Genomic DNA, 22820 nt, shown 5'->3' with positions numbered 1-22820 from the left:
TTTCTCCTACTTTTCTTCCGCGCCGGTGGCGAGCTCTGCTGTTGCGGTGGCGGGTTGCCCGGTTTCGCTAGCGGGCACGCCTGCGCCTGCCGCGGGCACTTTCGCCGCGGTGGCGGTTTTTTGCGCGTTTTCTAGGTGCCAGTGCGCGCCGTCCGCCGAATCTTCCACCGCGATGCCGGCCACGTGCAAAGCATCGCGGAGCGCATCGGCCCGGGCCCAGTCTTTCGCGGCGCGCGCGGCCGCGCGTTCCGCCAGCATAGTATCGACGACGGCGCCCAGCGCCCGCGCGGTTGCTTTATCAGCGCCACTGGAATTACGCCAGGGGGCAGCCAGGGGATCCAGGCCGAGCACATCGAGCATGGCCCGCACCCGCACCTGGGCGGCGCGCACTCCGGCGCTGTCCCGTTCCGCGAGCGCGGCGTTCCCGCGGCGCACCTCCTCATGGATCGCGGCCAGCCCACTCGAGACATTGAGGTCATCATCGAGAGCCCGCACGAATGCTTCGGGTAGATCCGCCGGACCCACCGCCGCGATTTCTTCCGCCGGTACTTCTTCAGTGGCAGCCACCGAGCGTTCCACGAATCCAGCCAGGCGCTCCCACACCGCCCCGGCTTCCGCCAGGCTTTGCGGCGAGTAATCCACGGTGGAGCGGTAATGCACCGTTCCCAGCGCGAAACGCACCACCGCCGGGGATACCTGCGCGGTAACATCCTCCAACGAGACGACATTCCCCAGCGACTTACTTATTTTTTCGCCATTAACGGTCACCCAGGCGTTATGCATCCAGTACCGCGCGAAATTCCGCCCGGCAGCGTGGGCCTGCGCCTGCTCATTTTCATGGTGCGGGAAGCGCAAATCGATCCCGCCACCGTGAATATCAAATTCCTTACCCAGGTAGTGGGTGGACATCGCGGTGCACTCCAGGTGCCAGCCCGGCCGCCCGCGCCCCCAGGGAGTATCCCAGGCCGCGCTTTCCGGTTCACCCGGCTTGGGGGCCTTCCACAGCGCGAAGTCATGCGGATTGCGCTTATCGGCTTCCCCGCCTTCCTCATCCACCACCATATTTTCGAGCTTTTGGCGGGTGAGGGAACCGTAATCGGGTAGCGATGCGACGTCGAAATACACATTGCCGGGCTTGCCCACATAGGCGTGGCCGGCGTCGATAATCTCCTGAATAAGCGTGATCATCTGCGGGATGTGCCCGGTAGCGCGCGGTTCGTACGTGGGATCCAGGATGCCGAGGGTGCGGTAGGCGGCGCTGAATTCCTTTTCGAAACGGTAGGCCCAGGCCCACCACGGGGCACCGGCTTGCGCCGATTTATCGAGGATCTTATCGTCAATATCGGTGACGTTACGCACCAGGCGCACCTCATTGCCGCAGCGGCGCAGCCACCGCACCAGCACATCGAAGGCCAGGGCGGAGCGAATATGCCCGATATGCGGGGACCCCTGCACCGTAGCGCCGCACAGGTACACACTGACCTTCCCGGGTTCCAGGGGAACGAAATCCCGGACGGCACGGGCTGACGAATCATAGATCTTGAAGCTCACGTAGTCAGTTTACCCGCTCCCTGCCGGCCAGGCAGCGCCCTTCCTCTGCTGGTGTACCGAGACGGCGCAACTGCGCCGTGACCGAAGCTGCGCCGTCGTACCTATTCCCGCACCACTCCCCCGCGAGCGCCGTTCAACGCCTCGTTACCCTCCTCGCCTACGATGAAGCCATGCACAACACTTCCGCAACGCCGGGCGCGAGCATGCCGCCGGCCACGCAACCGGCCAGCACGCCGGCCACGCCGCCCGCGCGTTCCGTTCTTTTCAACCGCCGCGTGCTCCCGTGGGCGCTGTGGGATTGGGGTTCGGCAGCTTTTAACGCCGTCGTCACGACTTTCGTTTTCACCCCGTATCTGTCCAACGAAAAATTCTTCGGGACCCAAGCCAATGCTTTGATCGGCTGGGGCCTGGCGCTGGCCGGGCTGCTCGTGGCGCTTATCGCGCCTGCGGTGGGGCAATGGGCGGACCGCTCGGGGAAGAAAAATTCCCTCCTCACCCTCACCACCTTCGTCACGATTGTGTGCATGGCGCTGCTGTTCCTGGTGGCGCCTTCGCCTTCTTACCTGTGGCTCGGGGTGGTGCTGCTGGCCGTGGGCAATATTGTTTTCGAGATCGGTTCGGTGGTCTACAACGCGATGGTCACCGATATTTCCACGCCGGCCACCCTGGGCCGCATCTCCGGTTTCGGTTGGGGCATGGGTTACGTGGGCGGTATCGTGCTGCTCCTCATCCTTTTTATTGGTTTCATCAGCCCGGATACCGGTTGGTTCGGGGTGACGAGCGCGAACGGCATGAACATCCGCGTATGCATGATCGCGTGCGCGCTGTGGACGCTCGTTTTTTCCGCCCCGCTCATGGTGCTGTCCCGCGACGAAGCCCCGCGCGGGGAACAATCCCGCGGCATCATCGCCGCCTACCGGGCGATTTTCCGCTCTATTGCGCGGCTGTGGCGCGCGGATCGCTCCACGTTCTGGTTCCTCATTTCTTCCGCGATTTACCGCGACGGCCTGGCCGGCGTCTTCGCCTTCGGCGGGGTGCTCGCGGCTCGCGTTTTCGGTTTCACGCCCGGGGAAGTCATGATTTTCGGCATCGCGGCGAACGTGATCGCGGGGGTTGCGACCATTGCGTTCGGGTGGTTGGAAGATATTATCGGTGCGCGCCGCGTTATTTTGATGTCGCTCACTTTGATGATCGCGTGCGGCTGTGTGTTGTTCTTTATGCACGACGCCGGGAAATCCCTCTTCTGGGTCTTTGGCTCCCTGCTGTGCATTTTCGTGGGGCCGGTCCAGAGTTCTTCGCGTACCTACCTGGCGCGGCGTGCCGGCCGGGAGAATAGCGGCGAGCTTTTTGGCCTCTATGCCACCACCGGCCGCGCGGTTTCTTTCCTCACTCCGGCCCTCTATTCGGCTGCGATTATGAGCTTCGGCTCGCTGGCGGGGGTAAGCGGCGACGCCGCGGCCCACTACGGCATCCTCGGGATTATCGCGGTGCTCGCGGTGGGGCTGGCCGCTTTCTACGGTTCGCTGCGCGCCGGGCGGCGCTAACTCTGGCAGCGTCGTCGAACCTTAATGCGTGAAGCGGCCCGGGAGAATTCCCGGACCGCTTCGTTCACACGGATCTCAAAACGTGCCTGTGCTTCAAAACGAGCGTGCGCCGTAAAAAACGAAAACGCCACGCGCCTGAGGCGAACTAGGCGGAAGCCGCGGCGCCTTCTTCTGAGCTACTTTCCCGGCCTTCGTTACCTTCGGCCAGGATCTCATCGAGGAGTTCACCGGCTTCTTCTTCGCTCAATTCGCGGGCGAGGGCAATTTCCGAGCAGAGGATCTGGCGGGCGCGCTGGAGCATCCGCTTCTCCCCCGCCGAAAGGTGGCGGTCGGTATCCCGGCGGGTCAGGTCACGCACCACTTCGGCTACCTTATTAACATCCCCCGAGGTGAGCTTTTCGGTATTCGCCTTGAACCGCCGGCTCCAATTGGAAGGTTCTTCCACATCCTGTTCGCGCAGGACCCGGAACACCACTTCAAGCTGATCTTCGTTGGAGACATCACGGACCCCAACTTCCTCAATGGATTCGGCCGGAACCTGAATGACCATATCGCCCTGCATGACGTTAAGCGTGAGGTAGGTGCGCTTTTCACCCCTGATAATCTTGTCTGAAATATCAGTAATTTCCGCTGCCCCGTGATGCGGGTAAATAACGGTTTCTCCGACCTTGAACGGCATTGAATCAGAACCCTTTCTCCGCTGCGCGTTCGCGCAATATGCGCATATCCGATAGACATTTTACCATTGACGGTGTAGTCTCTGATCTTTTTTGCGCTGCAAGCCACAAAGCGCTGAGGTGCGGGCCACAAGTTCGCAGGCAGGCAGGCCGCCCAAGTTTGCAGGAAGACCGACCGCACGCTCACTCCGCATGCGGGAACGCGGGCAGCCGCCCGCGCTCGCGCCCAGGCCGCGACTACTCAGAAACCAGCTTGTAGCCGAGCCCGCGCACCGTCACCAGCGCGGTGGGCGCGGAGGGATCCACTTCGATCTTCGAGCGAATCCGCTTGACGTGCACATCCAGGGTCTTGGTGTCACCCATATAGTCCAGGCCCCAGATACGGTCGAGGATCTGGGGGCGGGTGAGCACCCGGTCCGGGTTACGCAAGAAGAGTTCGAGGAGTTCGAATTCCCGCAGCGGCATGCTGATGAGTTCCCCGCCCACGTAGACTTCGTGCTTATCGGTATCCATTTCGACCCGGCCCACCCGCAGCACATCTTCGTCCACGTCGTCGGCGGCCCCGGTGCTGGCCCGGCGCAGCACCGCCCGCACCCGCGCCACCAGTTCCCGGTAGGAATACGGCTTGGTCACGTAATCATCCGCGCCGACTTCCAAGCCGACCACCTTATCGATTTCAGAATCCTTGGCGGTGAGCATAATGATGGGCACATCGGAGGTGGCCCGAATCCGGCGGCATATTTCCTCCCCGGACATCCCCGGGAGCATGAGGTCAAGAAGCACCACATCGGGGCGCGCCACCCGGAATTGTTCGAGGGCCGCGGTGCCGTCCGCGGCGGTGACCACCTCGTAACCGTCCCGGCCCAGGTTGAATGCGAGGGTATCGCGGTAGGTCGGTTCGTCATCAACAACAAGAATCGTGGTCATGGTGTTTCGTTACTTCCTCTCCGAATGCTCGAGCAGATCGGTTTCAAGACTAGGAGCCAGCGCAGAATCCCCGGCCAACGCAGCGCTACCGGCCAGCTCAGAACCAGCAGCAGAGTCAGGAATATATGGCTCGGGTAGGCAGATGGTGAAGGTGGAACCCTGGCCTACCTTGCTCCACAATTTGATCCGCCCGCCGTGGTCCTGGACCACGTGCTTGACGATAGCAAGGCCGATCCCGGAGCCCCCGGAATTGCGGTCCCGGGCGGCATCCCCGCGGTAGAACCGTTCAAAAATACGCTCGCGTTGCGCCGCCTCAATTCCTTCACCTTGGTCGACGACGGAAATAAGCACCTGCCCATCCGCCAGCGATGTTGCTATCGAGACCCGCCCGTGCGGCCGGGTGTAGCGCACCGCATTATCCAAAAGATTGCGGATCGCGGTGGCGAGCATGCGCCTATCGCCATACACCGCGAGGCCCGGCTGCCCGCCGCTCACAATTTTCACCCCGCGATTGGCGGCTTCCACATCCATCCGCGCAACCGATTCGGCCACCACCGCATCAACATCCACGAGCTCCGTGGTGGTCAGCGCATTGCCTTCTTGGAGGCGCGAAAGCTCGATAATATCCTGAACCAGGCCGCGCAGGCGCACCACTTCGGTATCCAGCTGGGCGGTGAAATGCCGCACCGCCTGCGGGTCATCCGCCGCGCTTTCCAGGGTTTCCACCAGCAAAGAAATCGCCCCCACCGGGGTTTTTAGCTCGTGGGATACATTGGCCACGAAATCCCGCCGGGTTTCCTCCAGCTTGAGCTTCTCGGTATTGTCCTCGAAAAGCACGAGCACCCGCCCGCCGGATAGCGGCGCCGCGTAGACCATCAAGCGGGTATCGCTCTGGTTTTTCAGCGTGGAGCGCTTAATGGAAAGCGGGCGGGAGAGTACTTCCCCGGTATCGCGCACCCGCGCCACCAGCTGGATGAATTCCGGGCGCACCAGGCGATCATCACGTACCAGCCCAAAACTATAGGCCTGGGTGGAAGCGCGTTCCACCACATCAAGCGCGGACACCAGCACAAAGAACTGCGGAATCGCCTCGAGGACTTTCACGGCATCCTCCACCGGCTCCACCGTGGTGGTCACCCGCAGCGGGCGCAGGGAACGCTGCGAATAGGCGAAAGCCAGGGAGGCGATAATGCCCACGGCGATGCCTCCGCACACCGCAGCAAGAACAGCGATTCCTTCTACCATGGTTCCAGACTAGCCTGTCCGAGCGGAGCCTGGCACGCCCCACAGCCCCGAAACCCCGCTATTTACCTACTGTTTACGCAATATGCCGCTAGTGTTAACCCCGTACTGCTGAAATGAAACCTGTGGTGCGCCGCCGTGCGCTACGAACGCGCCCGCGGGCGCACAGACATGAGGAGCTTTAATGCGTCAAGAATTCCGCAACGAAATGAAGACGCTCGAGGAAACGCTTGCCAAGCAGGCTCGCAGCGCCGCTCGGGCGATGGAACACGCCGCAGATTCGCTGCGGAACGCCAACCTGGCCCTGGCGGAATCGGTTATCGATGCCGATGCGAATATTGATGAGCTGCAGCGTCAGATTGAGGATATGGCTATTTCGCTGCTGGCGCGCCAGGCGCCGGTCGCCTCGGATTTGCGGACCGTGGTGACCGCCATGCGCATCGCCATCACCCTGGAGCGCATGGGCGATCTGGCCCGCCACGTTGCCTATATCGCGCGCGGGCGTTTCCCCGAGCGCGTGGTGGGTGGCCCCGGCTACGACCTGCTGGTACGCATGGCTGATGAGGCAGTGCGGGTGGGCCGCCAGGTGGAAGAGCTGGTGCGCAAGCAGGACCTCGCCATCGCCGATGAAATCGATGAACGCGATGAGGTTCTTGACGATCTGCACCGCCAGTCCTTCCAGCTGGTGCTCGATGAAGATAACGGCATGAGCCACCAGGAAATCGTGGACGTGGTGCTGCTGGGTCGCTTCCTGGAACGCTACGGGGATCACGGGGTGACCGTGGCGCGCCGCATGCACTTCCTGGTCACCGGCCTGCGCGTGGATGTGGAATCCACCCCCGGCACCGAAGAAGAAATGCTCGGTGGCGACTTCCCCGAAGGTTTCTCCGCCGGGGATATGGAAGACTAATCGCCGCCTCGCCGCACCGGCCAGGTTCGCGGGCCAGCTCAGCTCACTAGCCAGCTAGGCTCCCGCGGCCGGCCGGCCGCGGCGCCGTCGTTCGGGCCTGTACTACACGCGGTCGCTGACGCGTGCGGTACGGGCCCGCACTAGTTTCCCGCGCACCGGGACACTCAACCACACGAGGGCGAAGAGCGCCGTCGTAACTAAAACAATGGCCGCACCCGCCGGAATATCCGCCGCCCAAGAAAGCCACACCCCCACGAAAGCGCTCGCGCACCCGAGGAGCGGGGCGAGGAGCATCATCGTGCCCACGCGGTCGGTGAGGAGGCGCGCGGTGGCGGCCGGGGTGACGAGCAGCGCCAGCACCAAAATATTGCCGATGGACTGCACGGAAATCACCACCGCGAGCGCCACGGTGAGGTAGAGGCACACGTCGACGAGCAGCACCCGGGTGCCGGTGGCGCGCGCAAAATCGCGGTCCACGCTCACGGAGAGCAGCGCCGGGTGGAGCACGGCCAGGAACAGCAGCACGGCCGCGGCCACCACCGCGGAGGTGAGCACGTCGGAACTATCCACGCCGGTGAGCGACCCGAAGAGGAAGGATTCGAGGGAACCTGTGTAGCCGGGGATGCGCGCGATGAGGGCCACGCCGAAGGCGAAAGCCGCGGCCATAAAGATCCCGATAATGGAGTCTTCGCGCAGGTTGCGGTTTTGTGAGGCGAGCGCGATAAGAAGAGCGACGACGCCGCCCGCGACCGCTCCGCCCACCAGAATGGACCCCTGGAGCGCGAAAGCGATAACGATGCCGGGGAAAACGGCGTGGGCGAGGGCATCCCCCAGGAAGGACATGCCGCGCAGCACCACGTGCACGCCCACCGCCCCGCACACCACCGCGGAGAGCATGGCGACCAGCAGCGCGCGCGGGAGGAAGCCGAGAACCGGATTGGACAGGTCAGCCAGGAAATCAAAGAAACTCATGCTTTCACCATTCCGAGGACGCGCAGCAGCGGCGAGGAGGCCCGCACCTGGAAGGTTTCCATCCACAGGTCGGCGCGGAGGATATCGGCGGGCGGGCCGGCCGCGATAATTGTGCGGTTGAGGAGGGCCACGCGGGTGGAAATATCAACGGCCTGGGTGAGGTCGTGGGTGGACATAATAATTCCGGCCCCGCCGGCGCGCAGCGAGAGGAAAAGATCGGCCAGGGAATCCTGGGTCGGGTGGTCCAGCCCGGTGAAGGGTTCGTCCAGGAGAAGGATGGCCGGGTCGCGCACGAGGGCGCGCGCGATGAGGATGCGCTGCTGCTGCCCGCCGGAAAGCTGCCCGATGGGACGACGGCGCATCTCGAATAAATCGACCCTATCGAGCGCCGCATAGACTTTTTCCCACGCGCTCCGCCCGAGGCGCGCCCGGGCGAGCAACCCGCGGCGTTCCAGCCCGGTGGCCACCAGTTCCTCCACGCTCATGGGGTAGCCCCATTGGGTGGCGCGGGACTGGGGCACGTAGCCGATGGCGCGGTGCGGGCGGCCGGGCCGAACCCGCTCCCCGCGCACCTCGACCGTGCCGGCTGCCGGGCTGAGCAGGCCCATAATGCTGCGCATGAGGGTGGTTTTCCCGGCGCCGTTCGGGCCGATGAGGCCAACGAGCTCGCCGGCGGCCACCTCGAGATTCACATCGCGCAGCACCCGCACTCCCCCGAGCACAACCGCGAGGTCACGGACCCGTAGCGCCGTTTGTTCCGGTTCTGCTGCCACGGCTACTCCCCTTCCGGCGCGGCGGAGCCGGATTGCGAGGTGTTGGCGGGGGCCGCATCTGCGGCGCCGTCTCCGCCATCGCGGGCCCGGGTGCGGGCCGCGAGCGCGGCCTCCTGGTGGCGGCGGCGCGAGGCGCGCGCCCCGATAAATCCAGCGGCAATAAGAAGCACGGCGCCGGCGCAGCCGATAACCACCCAGCGCAGCGGGATTTCCGCCTCGCCGGCGGCCGCGTTCTGGGAGCCCTGCGCGCCGGATTGTGCCGAACCGGATTGGCCCGCGGCAGATTGCCCGGCCTGCGCGTTATCTGCCGCGTTATCCGCGGCCGAGCCGCTGGCGGCTGCGCCTTCGCTCCCGGCCGGCCACTGGGCCGCGCGGGCGTCGTCGGCAGAAGTATTCGCACCCACCGCGAAACGTAAGGTTACGGTTTTCTCCACCTGGGTACCGTCCGTGAGCTGGGCGGATACCGTGAGGCGCACCAGGTGTACGCCAGGCTTGGTGAAGACCCAATTTGCGTGGGTGTGGGTATTGAGGGAGACGTGCACCGGCTGCGAGGTGGCGACTTCGGAATTCCACAGCAGGGTAGGCCCGGAGAAATTACCCGAATCGACGAAGGCGGTGAACTGGCCTTCCCCGGAGTGCCCGCCGTAGGTGAGGGCAACGTCGCCATTGACGCGACTCACTACGCCCGGGTCCTGGGTATTCCAACCCAGCCAGGGCACGTCGGCGAGCTGCTGCTGCGGGATCACGTAGGCCGGGCCGGAGGCGTGAATAAAGGAATAGGCATCTGTGGCGGGCACCTCCATGCGGGCTGCCTCCCCCACCCGGAAGACCACGTCGTCCACGAAGCGCCACACCGGCGCGGCGCCCGAGTCATCGCGCACCAGGAAATCCCAGCCGGCATCGGTGAGCCGCGGGCCCATATCCACGTGCCCGGAGCTGATCTCCACCGGGGTACCGGCCGGGGCGAGTTGCTCGTCCCCGCTCACCGTTTGGGTGAGGGCCGGATCGACGGCGGTGCTGGAGCTGCTCCCGCTAGTGGATCCCGGCGCGACTGAGGGCTGCGCGGGCACCGGGTCCGGATGGGCGAAGGCCCGCGCGGGCATGGCCAGCACCAGGGCGCAGCTGAGCACCATCAAGGTCAGTGCAGCGAGCAGGCGGGCGCAAACAGGGCGGACAGCGCCGGAACATGCGCTCAGGTGCGCGGTAGAGAATCGAGTCATGAGTTGTCCTTCGTGGGTTCGGTAGCGGGAAGCTGCGCGGCGGGCGGCGCGGCTTGCGGATCAGGTTGCGGCGCAGCGCCCGGGTCCGCGTGCGCATCGGGCGCGGTAGGCAGAGGCAGCCGCGGCACCTGGTAATCGGGAGGCCAGGCCGGCAGCGCGCCCGGATCGAGGCAGCTTTTCAGGGCGCGGCCATTGGCGATCATCATGGCTTCGTAGGTGGTGGCGGCGCCGTCGAAAGAATCAGAATAGAGCTGGCAGACCGCCACCCCCGCCGCGCCCGCCACGGCCCGCAGCTCCCCGGCGTGCGAGGCCGTGGTCGGCTCCCCAAATACCGCGGGAACGCGCAGGTCCAGGAGCGTATGGGTGAGATTGGCGAGCTGGCGCGCGGAAGGCTCCAGCGCCGGATTCGGGGTGACGAAACCGACCGTGTCCAGGCCGTAGGCACGCGCCAAATAGCCGAAGCCGTCATGCGCGGTTACGAGCTTGCGTTGCCGGGCCGGAATAGAGGCGACGACGCCGCGCAGCCACTCATCCACGCCTCGCAATCTGGCAATATACGCCTGCGCATTGGCCGCGTAGGTGGGCGCACCTTTCGGATCCAGGGCGCTGAGCTCGCCCGCGATGGTTTCCACATAGGCGATGGCATTCGAGGCATCGAGCCACAGGTGCGGATCAACATCGCCGTGCACGTGTTCGCCGAGCACCGCCTGGGCCAGCACCCAGCTGGTATCCCCGGCCCGCCCTAGGAAACGCCAGGCGGGATCGCCGGGAATCTGGGTGGCCACGGTATGGGGCACCGCCACAACCGCGCTATCCGGGGAAACTTCGGTGGTGCGGGCCGATTCGATTTCCCCGCGCAGGGTAATGGCGCCGCTATCGGCCATGGTGATATCCACGTGACCGGCATCGATCACCCGGCTGCGCCCGGTGCTGGCCGGGTCTACCCCAACGGCAAAGACCACCGTACCCTCGCCGAGGCTGCGGCTCTGGCCGTTCTCCTGCACTTCGGCGCGCATGCGCAATTCGTAGATGCCGGGGGCGGAAAAAGCCCAGGACATATGGGTATGGGCTTGGGCGGGGAGATCCACGTGGCCGAGGTCCTCGCGCGAGGAATCAATGTATACCTTGGGTTGCCCGAACGTTCCGGTGGTGAAAGCGGCGAGGGTGCCCGGGCCGGTGACCGAGACCGCGCGCAGCGAAACGATGGGAGCCGAAGTGGTGGGAGCGGAAGGGGCGGCGTCGTCGTGCCCCTCCTGGGGCCCGACCGTGACCGGTGCCCCGGCACGGAAGCCGAGCCACACGGTACTGAGGGCTGCGTCTTCAACGAGCGCGATGTGGCGTGCGCCGTACGCGACGGCCGCCTCACCCAAACCGACGTTTTTTACGCCGGGGCGCCTGGTAGCATCCATGGTGGCGAGCAGCGCTTGGTCCTCCAGCAGCAATTGGTTGGAGAAGACGATGTCCGCCCGGGCCAGTTCCCGCAAGGACCGCAGTGACGGTTCAAAAGAATGCGGGTCTGCCCCGGGCGGCACGAGGGAAGTCACCTCACCCCGCTCGCCCAGAACATTCTGGGCGAGGTCCGCGAGTATCGGAGTGGAGGCGACAACCCGTGGCGCATCGGAATTCCGATCGCCAGTTTCGGCGCGGGTCCTCACTCCCGCGGCCGAAACACTACCCGCCAGCGCTTCCTGGCTCCCACCGGAAGGGATACCGGCAGGGCAGACCATCGCGAAGATGGACGCGATGGCGGGTAGCAGCTTCATCATGCTCGGACACACACCTCCGGATACGTGAATCCAGGCCGCCGGGCGGCGGCGCTGCGCTCGGCTTTCAGGCCGGGCGCTTCCCAGGCAGCGGCCGAGCCGCTCACAAGCCGTAACGATAACCGTTATCATTACCAGCTCAATGGTAGGGGGTGGGGCGGGGATGGACAAGTCCCGGCCGCGCTGCCGTGACTGAGTTAACAGCAACAGGGCCCCGGTTTGACCGGAGCCCTGCTACCTAGCTCGCTAGCGCAGCGCTAGCAGCTACGAATTACTTGCGCATGACGCGAATTTACTTGCCCTGGTTGGCAACTTCCGCGATCTTCTTCTGCGCTTCAGGATCGAGGTAGGTGCCACCCTTCTTCACGGGCTTGAGGGTTTCCTCATCAAGCTCGTAGACCAGCGGAATGCCGGTGGGGATGTTCACGCCCACGATGTCATCATCGGAGATGTCATCAAGGTACTTGACGATGCCGCGCAGCGAATTACCGTGCGCCGCGATCATGACGGTCTTGCCGGTCTTGATGGCGGGGACGATATCGGATTCCCAGTAAGGCAGCGCGCGCGCCAGCACATCCTTGAGGCATTCCGAGCGCGGGATCGGCTCACCGGCGTAGCGGGGATCCTGATCCTGCGACCATTCCGAACCGAGCTCAATGGCCGGCGGCGGAACATCGTAGGAGCGGCGCCACTGCATGAACTGCTCTTCGCCGTATTCGTCGCGGATTTCCTTCTTGTTCTTGCCCTGCAGCGCGCCGTAGTGGCGTTCGTTGAGGTGCCAGGAACGCTGCACCGGAATCCAGTGGCGGTCGCATTCATCCAGGGCAATATTCGCCGTGGTGATCGCGCGCCGGAGCAGCGAAGTAAAGAGGAGGTCGGGGAGGATGTTGTTCTCCTTGAGGAGCTTGCCGCCGTGAGCGGCTTCCGCGCGCCCCTTTTCCGAGAGCGGCACATCAACCCAACCGGTGAACAGGTTCTTTGCGTTCCAATCGCTCTCACCGTGGCGGAGCAATACCAGTGTGTAGGTCATATTGTTATTCTTTCATGTCGCGGCGCGGGTTACCACGCCCTTTGCCTAGAACTTAAAGGGGAACGACGACGACGCCGTACGCACGCGCCCGGCATCACTGCCGGCCGCGTGCGCGGGGCTGGGCCACCAGCGGCTTAGCAGCCCGGCGCGTTCGATTCCACCGAGCAGGATCCGGGGCCCGAGGAGCTCGGGTCGGAACTGGGGTTATCCGAAGGGGACGAGGAACACGAGGCCAGGGCCAGGGAGCACAGCAGTGCGCCCGCCACAGTCAGTAGTTTCTTCTTCACCTTACCCACTCTACCGATGGAAGCTCGCCGCGGGCGAGCCTTGAGGCCTAGCGCGGCGGGCGCCGGACTGCGTGTCCCCGGCGCCCGCCACCTGCCAGGCTGGCTCTGCCGACTTAGTTCGCCGCGCCTTCAGCTGCGCCGTCGTTCTTCTTCTCCGCCTTGGCGCCCTTCCCGGAAGCCTTTGCGGAAGCGGGCGAGGCGCCCTCGAGCTGGGTATCGACGAGTTCTTCGGCGGCCGGATCATCCTGATCGGCTTCGGCGTGCTCGAGGCTGGCCTTGGCCTTGTGATCGTAGATCTCTACCTGGGCGTTCGTGGCCGATTGCGAGGCCGAGGGCCGCGAGGAGTCGCCCTTGCGCGCCTTCGCCGCGCGGCGGCGGGCCGCCTCACCGGTGCCGAGGTCAGCGAGCACATCCACGCCGCGCGAGGCGGTGTATCCCACTTCGCCTTCAAAGGCGTCAATGATAAGGGTACGCAGCTCGGAAACGAGCGGGGCCTTCGGGTTGGCCGGGGTGCACTGGTCTTCCAGGGCGCGGTCAGCCAGCCAGTCGAGCTTGGGCTCGAGCGCTTCCCAGGTCACCCCGTTGGCCTTGAGGCTCATCTCGATACCGAGATCCTCGGCGAGCTTGGTGACCTCATCGATGAGCGACTGCACGCCCTCTTCGGTGGTCGAGGCCGGGAAGCCCATGTACCGCGCGAATTCCGCGAGGTCTTCGTCGGCGCGATAGTGCTCGTAAGCCGGGAAAATGGAGTGCTTGTACGGCTTGGTAGCGTTGTACCGAATAACATGCGGCAGGAAGATCGCGTTGGTGCGACCGTGCGCAATATCGAATTCACCGCCAACCTTGTGCGAGAGCGAGTGAACAATGCCCAGGAACGCATTCGCGAAGGCCATACCGGCCATAGCCGAGGCGTTGTGGACCTTTTCCTTCGCTTCCATATCGCCATCCAGCACAGACTTGCGCAGGTTGGCGAAGATGAGCTGAGCGGCGCGGATGGACAGGCCGCGGGTGTAATCGCTAGCCATCGTGGACACGTACGATTCAATGGCGTGCGTGAGGGCGTCCATACCGGAATCGGCGGCGGTGCGCGCGGGCACCGAATCCACGTACTGCGCGTCCACAATCGCCACATTCGGGGTAATTGCGTAATCGGCGAAGGGGTACTTGACGTGGGTTTCGGCGTCGGTAATCACCGCGAAAGGCGTACATTCCGAACCGGTACCCGAGGTGGTCGGGATGGCCACGAACTGCGCCTTGCGCCCCAGCTTCGGGAAGCGGTAGGTGCGCTTGCGAATATCCATGAACTTCTGCTTCATGCCGAAGTACGAGGATTCGGGGTGTTCGTAGAAGAGCCACATGGCCTTCGCGGCGTCCATGGGAGAACCGCCGCCCAGGGCGATAATGCAATCGGGCTGGAATTCTTCCATGAGTTTCGCACCGCGGAACACCGTGGTCGAGGAGGGGTTGGGTTCCACGTCCTGGAAGATGTTCCAGGCGACGTCGTCCCGGCGGGCCTTGAGGTGATCGATAATAACGTCCACGTAGCCGTTCATGACCATGCCCGGGTCGGTGACGATGAAGACACGCGAGATCGCGGGCATCTTCTGCAGGTACTGCGTGGAGTACCGCTCGAAGTACGTCTTCGGCGGAACCTTGAACCACTGCATATTGTTACGCCTTTCCGCAATTCGCTTGATATTAATAAGGTCGACGGCGCTGACGTTATGCGAGACGGAATTCCGCCCGTAGGAACCGCACCCGAGCGTCATGGAGGGGATGAGGCCGTTGTAAACGTCGCCGATGCCACCCAGCGCGGAAGGAGCGTTGACGATAATGCGGCAGGCCTTCATACGCAGGCCGTATTCGCGCGCCACGTCCTTATCTTCCGTGTGGATCACCGCGGTGTGGCCCAGGCCGCCGAAACGCAGCAGCTTTTCGGCCACGTCGAAGCCTTCGGCATCGCTTTCCACGGTGGTGTAGCCGAGCACCGGGCACAGCTTCTCACGCGAGAAGGGTTCTTCGGGGCCCAGGCCCTCCAGCTCAACGAGGAGGATCTTCGTTCCGGTGGGAACGTCAATGCCCGCACCTTCGGCGATGCGATCCGCATTCATACCCACAACGTCGGCGCTGATGGTGCCATCCGCCTTGACCATGAACTTAGCGAGCTTTTGCTTTTCCTCCGGGGTGACGATATGACAGCCCATGCGCTCGAATTCGGCGAGCAGTTCCTCGCGGACCGAGGCATCGATAACGAGGGACTGTTCAGAGGCACAGATCATGCCGTTATCGAAGGTCTTCGAGAGGATGAGGTCGTTAACGGTGCGCTTGATCTTGGCGGTCTTGTGCACGTACACCGGGGCGTTGCCCGGGCCCACACCCAGGGCCGGCTTGCCGGTGGAGTAGGCGGAGGCCACCATGCCCGCTCCCCCGGTGGCGAGGGCCAGGGAGATGGAATCGTGGTTGAGCAGGGTCTTCGTGGCTTCCAGGGAGGGAGTTTCGATCCACTGGATGCAGTGTTCGGGGGCGCCGGCGGCAATCGCGGCGTCCAGCATGACCTGCGCGGCCAGCGCCGAAGACTTTTGCGCACTGGGATGGAACGCAAAAATAATCGGGTTGCGGGTCATAATCGAGATGATGCACTTGAACATCGTGGTGGACGTCGGGTTGGTCACCGGGGTCACTCCGGCGATCACGCCCACGGGCTCGGCAATTTCGATAATGCCCTTTTGCTTGTCCTGGCGAATAATTCCCACGGTGCGGTCATACTTGATGGAGTTCCAGATGTATTCCGTGGCGAAAAGATTCTTGATGCACTTATCTTCGTAGAGGCCGCGGCCAGTTTCTTCAATGGCGGCCTTGGCGAGCACCATGTGCTGATCAACCCCGGCAAGGGCCATCGCGTGCACAATCGCATTAATCTTTTCTTGATCGAAGGCATCGAATTCTTCGAGGGCGGATATTGCCTGCGATGCCAAGCGATCGATCATGTCACCAACGTCGGTGCGGTCACCAGTTTGCTGAGTGGTAGCCATAGTTCGCTTTCTCCCGATGGATCCGCGCCTGTGTCACCTTCGGCATATAGCGTTGCCCCGCGCTGCGGGAGGCCCGCCGTGCGGGAGAACGCCGGCTCTTGACGAACCACGCGCGTTTCCGTGCGAGCCGTGATGCCGGTTGCCGGCTCCATCGTCGCTCGCGCCTTTACCTTAGCGAATGAAAGATGCTTGCGTTGTAGCGCAGCTCGCACCGGGCGCGCCGCGGGATGAGCGCGGGGAAAGTCGGGACTTTCTGCCTGTTACCTGCGGTTTTACGCGTGGAAAACGCGCTGAAAAGCCCTGAAAATTCCTCAGAAAATCGCGGCTCGCGCGCGCGATGCGGAGCGAAAAGTAAAAGTCAGACAACTTCGCGGGACTGATGTCCCCTTCTTCGCCGCCCGCAAAGTTATTTTTTTCACGACGGCGCTAACCGGGCAAGGCGTGCTTAGGCGGGTGATGTGAAGCTTCGCGGGCTCCGCTCGCGCCTCCGGCGGGATGCCATTTCCGTATTACGATAATTGCATGACTGAAACGCTCAAGGGCACACCGGTTACCGAAGAACAAATACAGGCATGGGCCGCTGAAGCGGAAGCTGGCTACGATGTTGATACTCTTACGAAGCGAGGTCGCGGGCGCCCCGGGCGAGGCTCCACCCCCAGCCAGGTAGTTGCTGTTCGTTTCACGCCCGAGGAAATCAAAGCCATTGATGCTCGCGCTCGGGAACTCAATGTGACACGCTCCGAACTGATTCGCGAAGCCGTCTTAGCGTGACAATTTCACTTCATGCCTCAGCCAGAAAACACGCACCGAACATGAACCCCGCGCGCTACTCCTGGGCGTTATTGGCCGGCTCGCTTACCCGGCGCAGCGCGGGCACCAGCGCCAGGACCGCGAGCAGGGAGAGCACCAGCGCGGCCAACAAAGCCACCAGCAGCACAGGAGAGAAAGAGGCATCCAGGGAAACGGAACGCATCTCCATGAGCAGCCAGCCCGCCCCGAAACCGGCCGCTGTTGTGATCGTGGCGATGACCGCCAGCGGGAGCACCGACTCCACCACGAGCATGGCGGCCAGTTGGCGCACCTGCATGCCGCTCAGGCGCAGCGTCAGCAAAGAGCGGCGTCGTTCCAATAACCCCGCGTACGTCGAGACCAGCAGCGACACAATCGCCACCGCAAAAGTCAGGGCAATTCCGGCGTAGACGAGGTACGTCATCGTCTCCACGGTCTTATCCACCGCCACCGCGATACCGCGCCCACCGGCGAACACAAACACGCCGCCCGGCTCGGTGAGCTGCGCATTCATGAGGGCCGTGCGCACGGCCTCAATATCTCCCGGCTCGCGCAGCTCCAGCAGCACCGCGCTCGCCTCCCCGGAAATATACGCGTTGTAACTCCCCTGCACGGTTTCGGCTAATTGCGTGGCATCGGAAGCTTCGACGACGGCGCCCGGCGCATCCGCCAGATCCCAGAAATTCACGCCGATCACGCCACTGCCCTGGCACGTGAGTCCCACAGCCCGAGCGGCGGTATCACAAGGAAGCACCACCCAGGACCGCGCGAGATAAGGCACGGTGAGAGCCTGGGCCCCCGGAACATTCGCGGGAATCGCCCGGGCCGCGGCCTCGGCCTGCTCCGGGCTGAGGTTCGCGAGCACCGCGGTGGTAGCCGGCATCTTTTCCGCCACAGTCGGCACCTGCGCGCCCAGGAAATCCACTTCAGAAACCGTGGTAATAAAGAAGGTACCGGCGAAAAGCGCGAGGATCACCCCGGAAACCGAGCGGGCAATCCGCCCCGAATGCGCCCGCACGTATTTTTGGCCAATAATCATGGGCGCTCGGCGCGCCCAGCGCGCGCTCAGACCGGCCAACGCGTAGATCAGCCAGCGCGCCGCCACCACCAGGCCGAGCATCATGATGACCAGCGCAATCAGGAAGAGATTTTGTTCGGTGCCGGTGGCGTTATCCGGCTCGCTGGTGACATACAGATAGCCAAAGATCGCGCAGGCCAGCGCGATACCCGCGAAACTGAGCGGAGAGGGGCGGGTGAGGGTGCGGCGTCGTCGTACCACCCCCAGGGGCGTGGCATCGATGCGCCGCAGCCCCCACAGATTCGCACCCACCACCATCGCAATAATCGCGAGTGCGGCAAGCGCGTAAGCCAGCGGCGTGACCTCGAGGGACTCGGCCCAATAGCGCCCGCGCGCCAGCGGAATCTCCGCGAGAAGCGGCCGCGCCACCGCGAAAAGCGCCGCGCCCAGCACGTACCCGGCCGCCGCTCCCACCAGGGCCTCGAGAATAAGAATCCCGCGCACCTGCCGCCGGGTAGCGCCCACCAGGCGCAAGGTAGCGTAGCGCTGTTCGCGCTGAGCACTGCCGAGCGCCGCCGAAATCGAAATAAGGAAGAGCACCGGGAACAGCAGCACCACCAGCCCGATGAGCAGCAGAATGAAATTCGGGTCGCTTCCGCTAGAGCCGGGTGTATCAAAGGAAGCGAGGCTGCGGGCATCCTCCACTTCGCTCAGATCGGTGCCCACCACAGCGAGGAGGTCGTCCGGGCCGTTGGTAAGCTCCTGCGGCAGCGTGCCCCGATCCACGCGCCCGAAGCGGTTGGCGACCGCCGGATTCGCGCTGGTCTCCAGCAGGGTACGGGTCCCGCGCGAGAGCAGATATTCGCCGCGGCCCGGCCAGGTAATGCCGTGCAATTGCGCCGGAGTGCTCACCCCGGCCGCGTCCACGTACACAACCTCGACCTGCGCCCCACCGATCACCGCAAGGTCATCGATACCGGGGCGATACATTTTTATGTGCGACGACGCCGCAGCTGCGGGCAGATCCGAAGCAAAAGGTGCATCGTGCAGCGTGTCCTCCCAGGATTCGGCGGTGCGATCCAGGGTGGCGTGGGTGAAGGCCGCGAAGGCGAGCAGGAGGACGGTTCCGAAGGCGACCGCGCCGGTAATGAGGGCGAGGCGGCCTTTGGTGCGGCTGAGGGATTGGCGTACCACGATCCAGGCCATATGCATGGTTATGCCTCCAGGATTCCGTCGCGGACGATGATCTCGCGGTCCGCGTAGGCGGCGATGGTCGGTTCGTGGGTGACGAGCACCACGGTCATGGCGTGTTCGCGGGCCAGTTGGACCAGGCCGCTCATGACGTATTCAGAGTTGAGGGAATCGAGGGAACCGGTGGGTTCGTCGGCGAAAAGGATGCTGGGGTGCGGGCTCAGCGCGCGGGCGATGGCGATGCGTTGGGCTTCCCCGCCGGACATTTCGCCAGGTAGGGCCTTCGCGTGGTCCGCCAGGCCGACGCGTTCGAGCCAGCGGTAGGCGGTGGCGTAGGCGGCGCGCTTCTTGGTGCCGCCCAGGAGGAGCGGCACCGCGATATTATCCAGGGCGGTGAGCTCCGGGATGAGCTGGCTGAATTGGAAAACGAAGCCGAAATCCTCGCGGCGCAGCCGGGTGCGGTCGTTATCGGAAAGCGCGGTGAGCTCGCGGGGGTGGGTTTCGGGGGCCGGGGCGCCGGACTGGCTCGCGAGCTGGCGTGCGGCCGCGGCATCCGGAGCGCTGCGCCGGTCCGCCGGGACCGGGCCGAAGTAGGTGACCGTGCCGCTATCGGGAAGTTCGATGCCGGCCAGCGCGTGGAGCAGGGTCGATTTGCCCGATCCGGAGGGCCCCATAATGGCCAGGACTTCCCCGCGGCGAATATCCACGCTGACGCCGCGCAAGGCCGCGGTTTTGCCGTAACTTTTCGCGAGGTCGCGGGCGGAAAGGATGATATTGCTCGCGCTCGGTGCTCCCGTAGCGCTTGGTGCGCCCGTGCCGATGCTAGTCATAGCGGTATTGCTCATAGCTCCTCCTTGAGCTGGTCGAGGCGCGAGGAGGTCAATTGGATCCACCGCAGATCAGCCTCGATATGGAAAATGGCGCTGTCGAGAAGAAGTTTTTCGGCCAGCGGGGCGTTTTGTTTGCGGGTGGTGAGTTCGCGCATGCGCTGCTGGTGGGTGGCCCGCTGCGCTTTGAGGTAGCCGGAGGCATCGCCGGTGACGAGGAGCGAAAGAATCGTTTTGAAATAGAGGTCTTCTTGGAGGGCTAGCGCCGGGACTTCCGGGGTGGCGAGCCATTCACGCAAGGAGCGCTCCCCGGTGGTGGTGAGGGCGTAGCGCGTGCGGCTCGGGCCACCCGAACTTTCATGATCACCCACCTGCGCGACTTTGGCATCGCGGGCCAGCCGCGCCAGGGTGGCGTACACCTGACCGGCCAAAATCGGCTTATCGCCCGCGAAGTAGCGGTCGTAGAGCTTTTTCAACTCGTAGCCGTAATTCGGTTCGCGGGTAAGCAAACCGAGGAATGCGTACTGAACTTCCATTCCGATACCAACTATTCACTCAGTAACTAGTTCTACTAGTCACCGAGTGTATAGTGGTGGGTGCGGGGTGCGCAAGGAGTGCGGGGCGCAAGGGAGAGTTGGAGCGAAAAACAGGTGCACCGGGCGGGTTGCGGTGATAGCCAAACGGGCATACCGCGCGGCAGGCGCGGCGTCGTCGTTATTACCGCAGCTCAACGAGTTGAAAACCACAAACGGTTTTCCTCACCCAGTTTGCGTCTCGCGCGATTTGCCATTACCCTTTCAACCATGGCTCATAACACCGCTGCATTCGTATCCGCCTCCATGGCTCTGGGTACCTGCATGTGTATGTGCATGCGAATGTGTATGTGCCGCTAAATTCAGCTAGAGCATTTTCATCGCCACATCGCCCGTAGTGGGCACAATTCCCTCATTTTTCGGATAGCAGTATCCGCAATTTCACGCACCCAAAACACCCAAAAATGGATTAACTATGCCTAAAAACCTATCTTTTGCCACCCGAGTTGTTAACGATTACTCCGCATCGCGCCCGGATGACCAGTACCGTGCGGTCATCCCACCCATTTATTTGGCCTCCACGTTCGAGCAGCCCACCGACGGCTCGGCCGGACCGTACGGGTATCAGCGCAGCTCCAACCCGACCCGCGGCTCTGTGGAATCCGCGGTTGCGTACGTGGAAGGCGCCGAGCACGCCCTGGCTTTCGCCACCGGAATGGCCGCAACCGCAACGGTATTTTCCTCCCTGACCACAGGCGACCGGGTTTTGCTTACCTCATCGGTGTACGGGGGCACGTTCCTCTTTGTTGATGAATTTTTCGCCCGCCGCGGGATAACTGCCGAGTTCGTCGACGATTTCAACGAATTGACCGAGATTCCCGAGGATACCGCGCTGGTATTTCTGGAATCACCAACGAATCCCACCCTGCGGGTGACCGATATTTCACATGTCGTGGCTTTGGCGAAAAAGGTTAATGCCAAGGTAGTTGTGGATAATACGTTCTCAACCGCATACCTGCAAAAGCCCCTGGAACTGGGCGCAGACGCCGTGGTGTACTCGGGCACAAAGTATTTTGGTGGGCACTCGGACGTTTTAGCGGGATTCATATTAACGAACGACGACGCCTGGTACGCCAGCCTGAAAATCGCTTCCAAGGCACTGGGCAATCCCCTCTCCCCCTTCGATTCTTATTCGATTCTGCGCGGGTTGAAAACACTTGTTATCAGGCTCGACCGGCAGCAAGAAAACGCCGCAATCCTGCGGGGCTACCTTGAAAATCACCCTGCAGTTTCCCGGGTATTGGCTCCGGGCTGGTATTCCCCCAAAGAAAAGGAGATTCACGCGCGCCAATCCCGCGGCGACGGCGCGCTCTTCGCCTTCGAGCTCGCTGAAGGTATCGACTTCCATGCCTTCGCAAAGAATTTGAAGCTTATGCGCTTCGCGGTTTCCCTGGGCTCCGTGGAAACTCTGATCTGCCACCCGGCAAGCATGATCCACGAAAATCTCACCCCGGAAGAACGCGAAAAGGCGGGCATCTCTGATCGCCTGCTGCGCTTATCCGTTGGTATTGAGGATGCTCACGACCTCAAGGCCGACCTAGAAAATGCCCTGTCCGCTATCGATTAAAGGAACCATCGATTATCTGAACCCTCGATTGAGGGAAGCATCAAATACCCGACCCATCGATCAAAGGGAACCATCAGGTACCCAAACTATTAATCACCCCAACCATCAATTAAGGGAACCACAATGAAGAAAATATTTAAGGTGCTGGCTGCCGGCCTTGCCGCTGCGACCGTACTGAGCGGTTGCGGAGCCAAGAAAGACGCGCTCGCCCAGGTGGAAGAATCCGGAAAACTCAAAGTGGGTATCGAGGGCACCTTCGTGCCCTACGGCTACCATGACGAATCGGGCAAACTGGTGGGCTTTGAAGTAGAAATTGCCAAGCTCATCGCCCAAGATCTCGGCGTTGAACCCGAATTCGTTGAAACAAAATGGGATTCGCTCATTGCCGGTCTTGATACGGGCAAATATGACATCGTCATCAATAACATTAACCCGACCGAAGAACGCCGGCAGAAATACGATTTCACCAACCCTTACGCCATTTCTCGTTCCGAGATTCTGGTGAAAAAGGGCGCCGGTATTACCAAGTTGGAGGATCTGAAAGGCAAGAAGTGCGCCCAGACTCCCTCGTCCGACTACGGCCAGACTGCCGCCGCGGCCGGCGCCGAGATCGTACCCACCCAAGGTTTTTCAGAATCAACCCAGCTGGTCATTAACGGCCAGGCAGACTGCACGGTGAACGACGTGGTGACGGTTTCTGACTTCCTGAAGAAGACCACCGCTACCGGTCTGGACGGCATCAAAGTTCCCGGCGGCGAGCCGGTCCAGATTTCGGTCATGCTAGCCAAGGGCTCCGATCCCCTCAAGGACAAACTGAACGAATCTATTGCCAAGGGCCTCAGCAATGGCTCGTACGCACAGATCTTCGAAAAGTACATCGGCGAAGATATTTCGCCTAACTAAGCCC

Annotated in this window: 19 protein-coding genes; 5 read left to right on the top strand and 14 right to left on the bottom strand. The window is 63.0% G+C overall.

All coding sequences use genetic code 11. The features are described 5' to 3' along the window. Positions 1-6: 6 nt before the first annotated feature. On the bottom strand, positions 7-1551 hold the full coding sequence (gene cysS / locus ACRQDJ_RS05660) for a cysteine--tRNA ligase (RefSeq protein WP_234984456.1): 1545 nt from the start codon (positions 1549-1551) through the stop codon (positions 7-9). Between the two features lie 170 nt (positions 1552-1721). On the opposite strand from cysS, the gene ACRQDJ_RS05655 reads away from it, so the two are divergent. Continuing rightward, on the top strand, positions 1722-3095 hold the full coding sequence (locus tag ACRQDJ_RS05655) for an MFS transporter (protein WP_435706264.1): 1374 nt from the start codon (positions 1722-1724) through the stop codon (positions 3093-3095). Positions 3096-3240: 145 nt separating this feature from the next. Here ACRQDJ_RS05655 and ACRQDJ_RS05650 read toward each other — a convergent pair whose 3' ends face one another. The 3 genes from ACRQDJ_RS05650 to ACRQDJ_RS05640 all read right to left on the bottom strand — a co-directional run bounded on the left by ACRQDJ_RS05650 (position 3241) and on the right by ACRQDJ_RS05640 (position 5944). Beyond that, the gene (locus tag ACRQDJ_RS05650; RefSeq protein WP_016443353.1) at positions 3241-3774 is read right to left on the bottom strand and encodes a CarD family transcriptional regulator; all 534 of its coding nucleotides are present in this window, start codon (positions 3772-3774) and stop codon (positions 3241-3243) included. A gap of 235 nt (positions 3775-4009) precedes the next feature. Next, positions 4010-4699, bottom strand: coding sequence for a response regulator (locus ACRQDJ_RS05645; RefSeq protein ID WP_026429031.1), 690 nt, complete (start codon positions 4697-4699; stop codon positions 4010-4012). Positions 4700-4708: 9 nt separating this feature from the next. After that, positions 4709-5944, bottom strand: coding sequence for a sensor histidine kinase (locus tag ACRQDJ_RS05640; RefSeq protein ID WP_087070325.1), 1236 nt, complete (start codon positions 5942-5944; stop codon positions 4709-4711). A gap of 181 nt (positions 5945-6125) precedes the next feature. On the opposite strand from ACRQDJ_RS05640, the gene phoU reads away from it, so the two are divergent. Beyond that, positions 6126-6851 (top strand): phosphate signaling complex protein PhoU, encoded by a 726-nt coding sequence (gene phoU / locus ACRQDJ_RS05635; RefSeq protein ID WP_087070324.1) that lies wholly within the window; start codon positions 6126-6128, stop codon positions 6849-6851. A gap of 102 nt (positions 6852-6953) precedes the next feature. On the opposite strand, the gene ACRQDJ_RS05630 is transcribed toward phoU, so the two are convergent. From ACRQDJ_RS05630 to adhE, 7 genes are all read right to left on the bottom strand, one after another. After that, complete coding sequence (locus ACRQDJ_RS05630; RefSeq protein WP_087070323.1) at positions 6954-7823, bottom strand: anchored repeat-type ABC transporter permease subunit; 870 nt, start codon at positions 7821-7823, stop codon at positions 6954-6956. Next, positions 7820-8596: an anchored repeat-type ABC transporter ATP-binding subunit gene (locus tag ACRQDJ_RS05625; RefSeq protein ID WP_284903609.1), complete on the bottom strand. Its 777-nt coding sequence runs from the start codon at positions 8594-8596 to the stop codon at positions 7820-7822. The genes ACRQDJ_RS05630 and ACRQDJ_RS05625 overlap by 4 nt, the downstream gene beginning before the upstream one ends. A gap of 2 nt (positions 8597-8598) precedes the next feature. Further along, entirely contained in the window at positions 8599-9816 is a 1218-nt protein-coding gene (locus ACRQDJ_RS05620) for a choice-of-anchor M domain-containing protein (RefSeq protein WP_435717871.1), read from the bottom strand. After that, on the bottom strand, positions 9813-11582 hold the full coding sequence (locus ACRQDJ_RS05615; RefSeq protein WP_284903607.1) for an anchored repeat ABC transporter, substrate-binding protein: 1770 nt from the start codon (positions 11580-11582) through the stop codon (positions 9813-9815). Before ACRQDJ_RS05615 ends, ACRQDJ_RS05620 begins: the two co-directional genes overlap by 4 nt. Positions 11583-11871: 289 nt before the next feature. Beyond that, positions 11872-12609 carry a phosphoglyceromutase gene (locus tag ACRQDJ_RS05610; protein WP_016443345.1) on the bottom strand — a complete coding sequence of 246 codons (738 nt, stop codon included), beginning with the start codon at positions 12607-12609 and terminating at the stop codon, positions 11872-11874. 134 nt (positions 12610-12743) lie between these two features. Then, positions 12744-12896, bottom strand: coding sequence for a hypothetical protein (locus tag ACRQDJ_RS05605; protein WP_154653577.1), 153 nt, complete (start codon positions 12894-12896; stop codon positions 12744-12746). Between the two features lie 113 nt (positions 12897-13009). Continuing rightward, positions 13010-15928, bottom strand: a complete 2919-nt coding sequence (adhE, locus tag ACRQDJ_RS05600; protein WP_284903605.1) for a bifunctional acetaldehyde-CoA/alcohol dehydrogenase — start codon at positions 15926-15928, stop codon at positions 13010-13012. A 522-nt stretch (positions 15929-16450) separates the two neighbouring features. Between adhE and ACRQDJ_RS05595 the strand changes: the two genes are divergently transcribed. Continuing rightward, positions 16451-16699, top strand: a complete 249-nt coding sequence (locus ACRQDJ_RS05595) for a ribbon-helix-helix domain-containing protein (protein ID WP_284903604.1) — start codon at positions 16451-16453, stop codon at positions 16697-16699. 55 nt (positions 16700-16754) lie between these two features. On the opposite strand, the gene ACRQDJ_RS05590 is transcribed toward ACRQDJ_RS05595, so the two are convergent. The 3 genes from ACRQDJ_RS05590 to ACRQDJ_RS05580 are packed head-to-tail and all read right to left on the bottom strand — an operon-like array spanning position 16755 to position 20289. Continuing rightward, the gene (locus ACRQDJ_RS05590; protein WP_284903603.1) at positions 16755-18941 is read right to left on the bottom strand and encodes an FtsX-like permease family protein; all 2187 of its coding nucleotides are present in this window, start codon (positions 18939-18941) and stop codon (positions 16755-16757) included. An 8-nt stretch (positions 18942-18949) separates the two neighbouring features. Further along, positions 18950-19756, bottom strand: a complete 807-nt coding sequence (locus ACRQDJ_RS05585; protein ID WP_350309590.1) for an ABC transporter ATP-binding protein — start codon at positions 19754-19756, stop codon at positions 18950-18952. A gap of 11 nt (positions 19757-19767) precedes the next feature. Next, positions 19768-20289 carry a PadR family transcriptional regulator gene (locus tag ACRQDJ_RS05580; RefSeq protein WP_087070317.1) on the bottom strand — a complete coding sequence of 174 codons (522 nt, stop codon included), beginning with the start codon at positions 20287-20289 and terminating at the stop codon, positions 19768-19770. A gap of 472 nt (positions 20290-20761) precedes the next feature. Between ACRQDJ_RS05580 and ACRQDJ_RS05575 the strand changes: the two genes are divergently transcribed. Together ACRQDJ_RS05575 and ACRQDJ_RS05570 are read left to right on the top strand one after the other, a co-directional pair. Beyond that, positions 20762-21913, top strand: a complete 1152-nt coding sequence (locus tag ACRQDJ_RS05575) for a trans-sulfuration enzyme family protein (protein ID WP_284903598.1) — start codon at positions 20762-20764, stop codon at positions 21911-21913. Positions 21914-22036: 123 nt separating this feature from the next. Continuing rightward, positions 22037-22816 carry a transporter substrate-binding domain-containing protein gene (locus tag ACRQDJ_RS05570; RefSeq protein ID WP_284903597.1) on the top strand — a complete coding sequence of 260 codons (780 nt, stop codon included), beginning with the start codon at positions 22037-22039 and terminating at the stop codon, positions 22814-22816. Positions 22817-22820: the final 4 nt, after the last annotated feature.

Origin of the sequence: Actinotignum urematis, assembly GCF_051264595.1 — a bacterium.
Classification (GTDB): Bacteria; Actinomycetota; Actinomycetes; order Actinomycetales; family Actinomycetaceae; genus Actinotignum; species Actinotignum timonense_A.
Note: the sequence above shows the minus strand (reverse complement) of the source record. Positions and strands in the feature narration are given on the sequence as shown.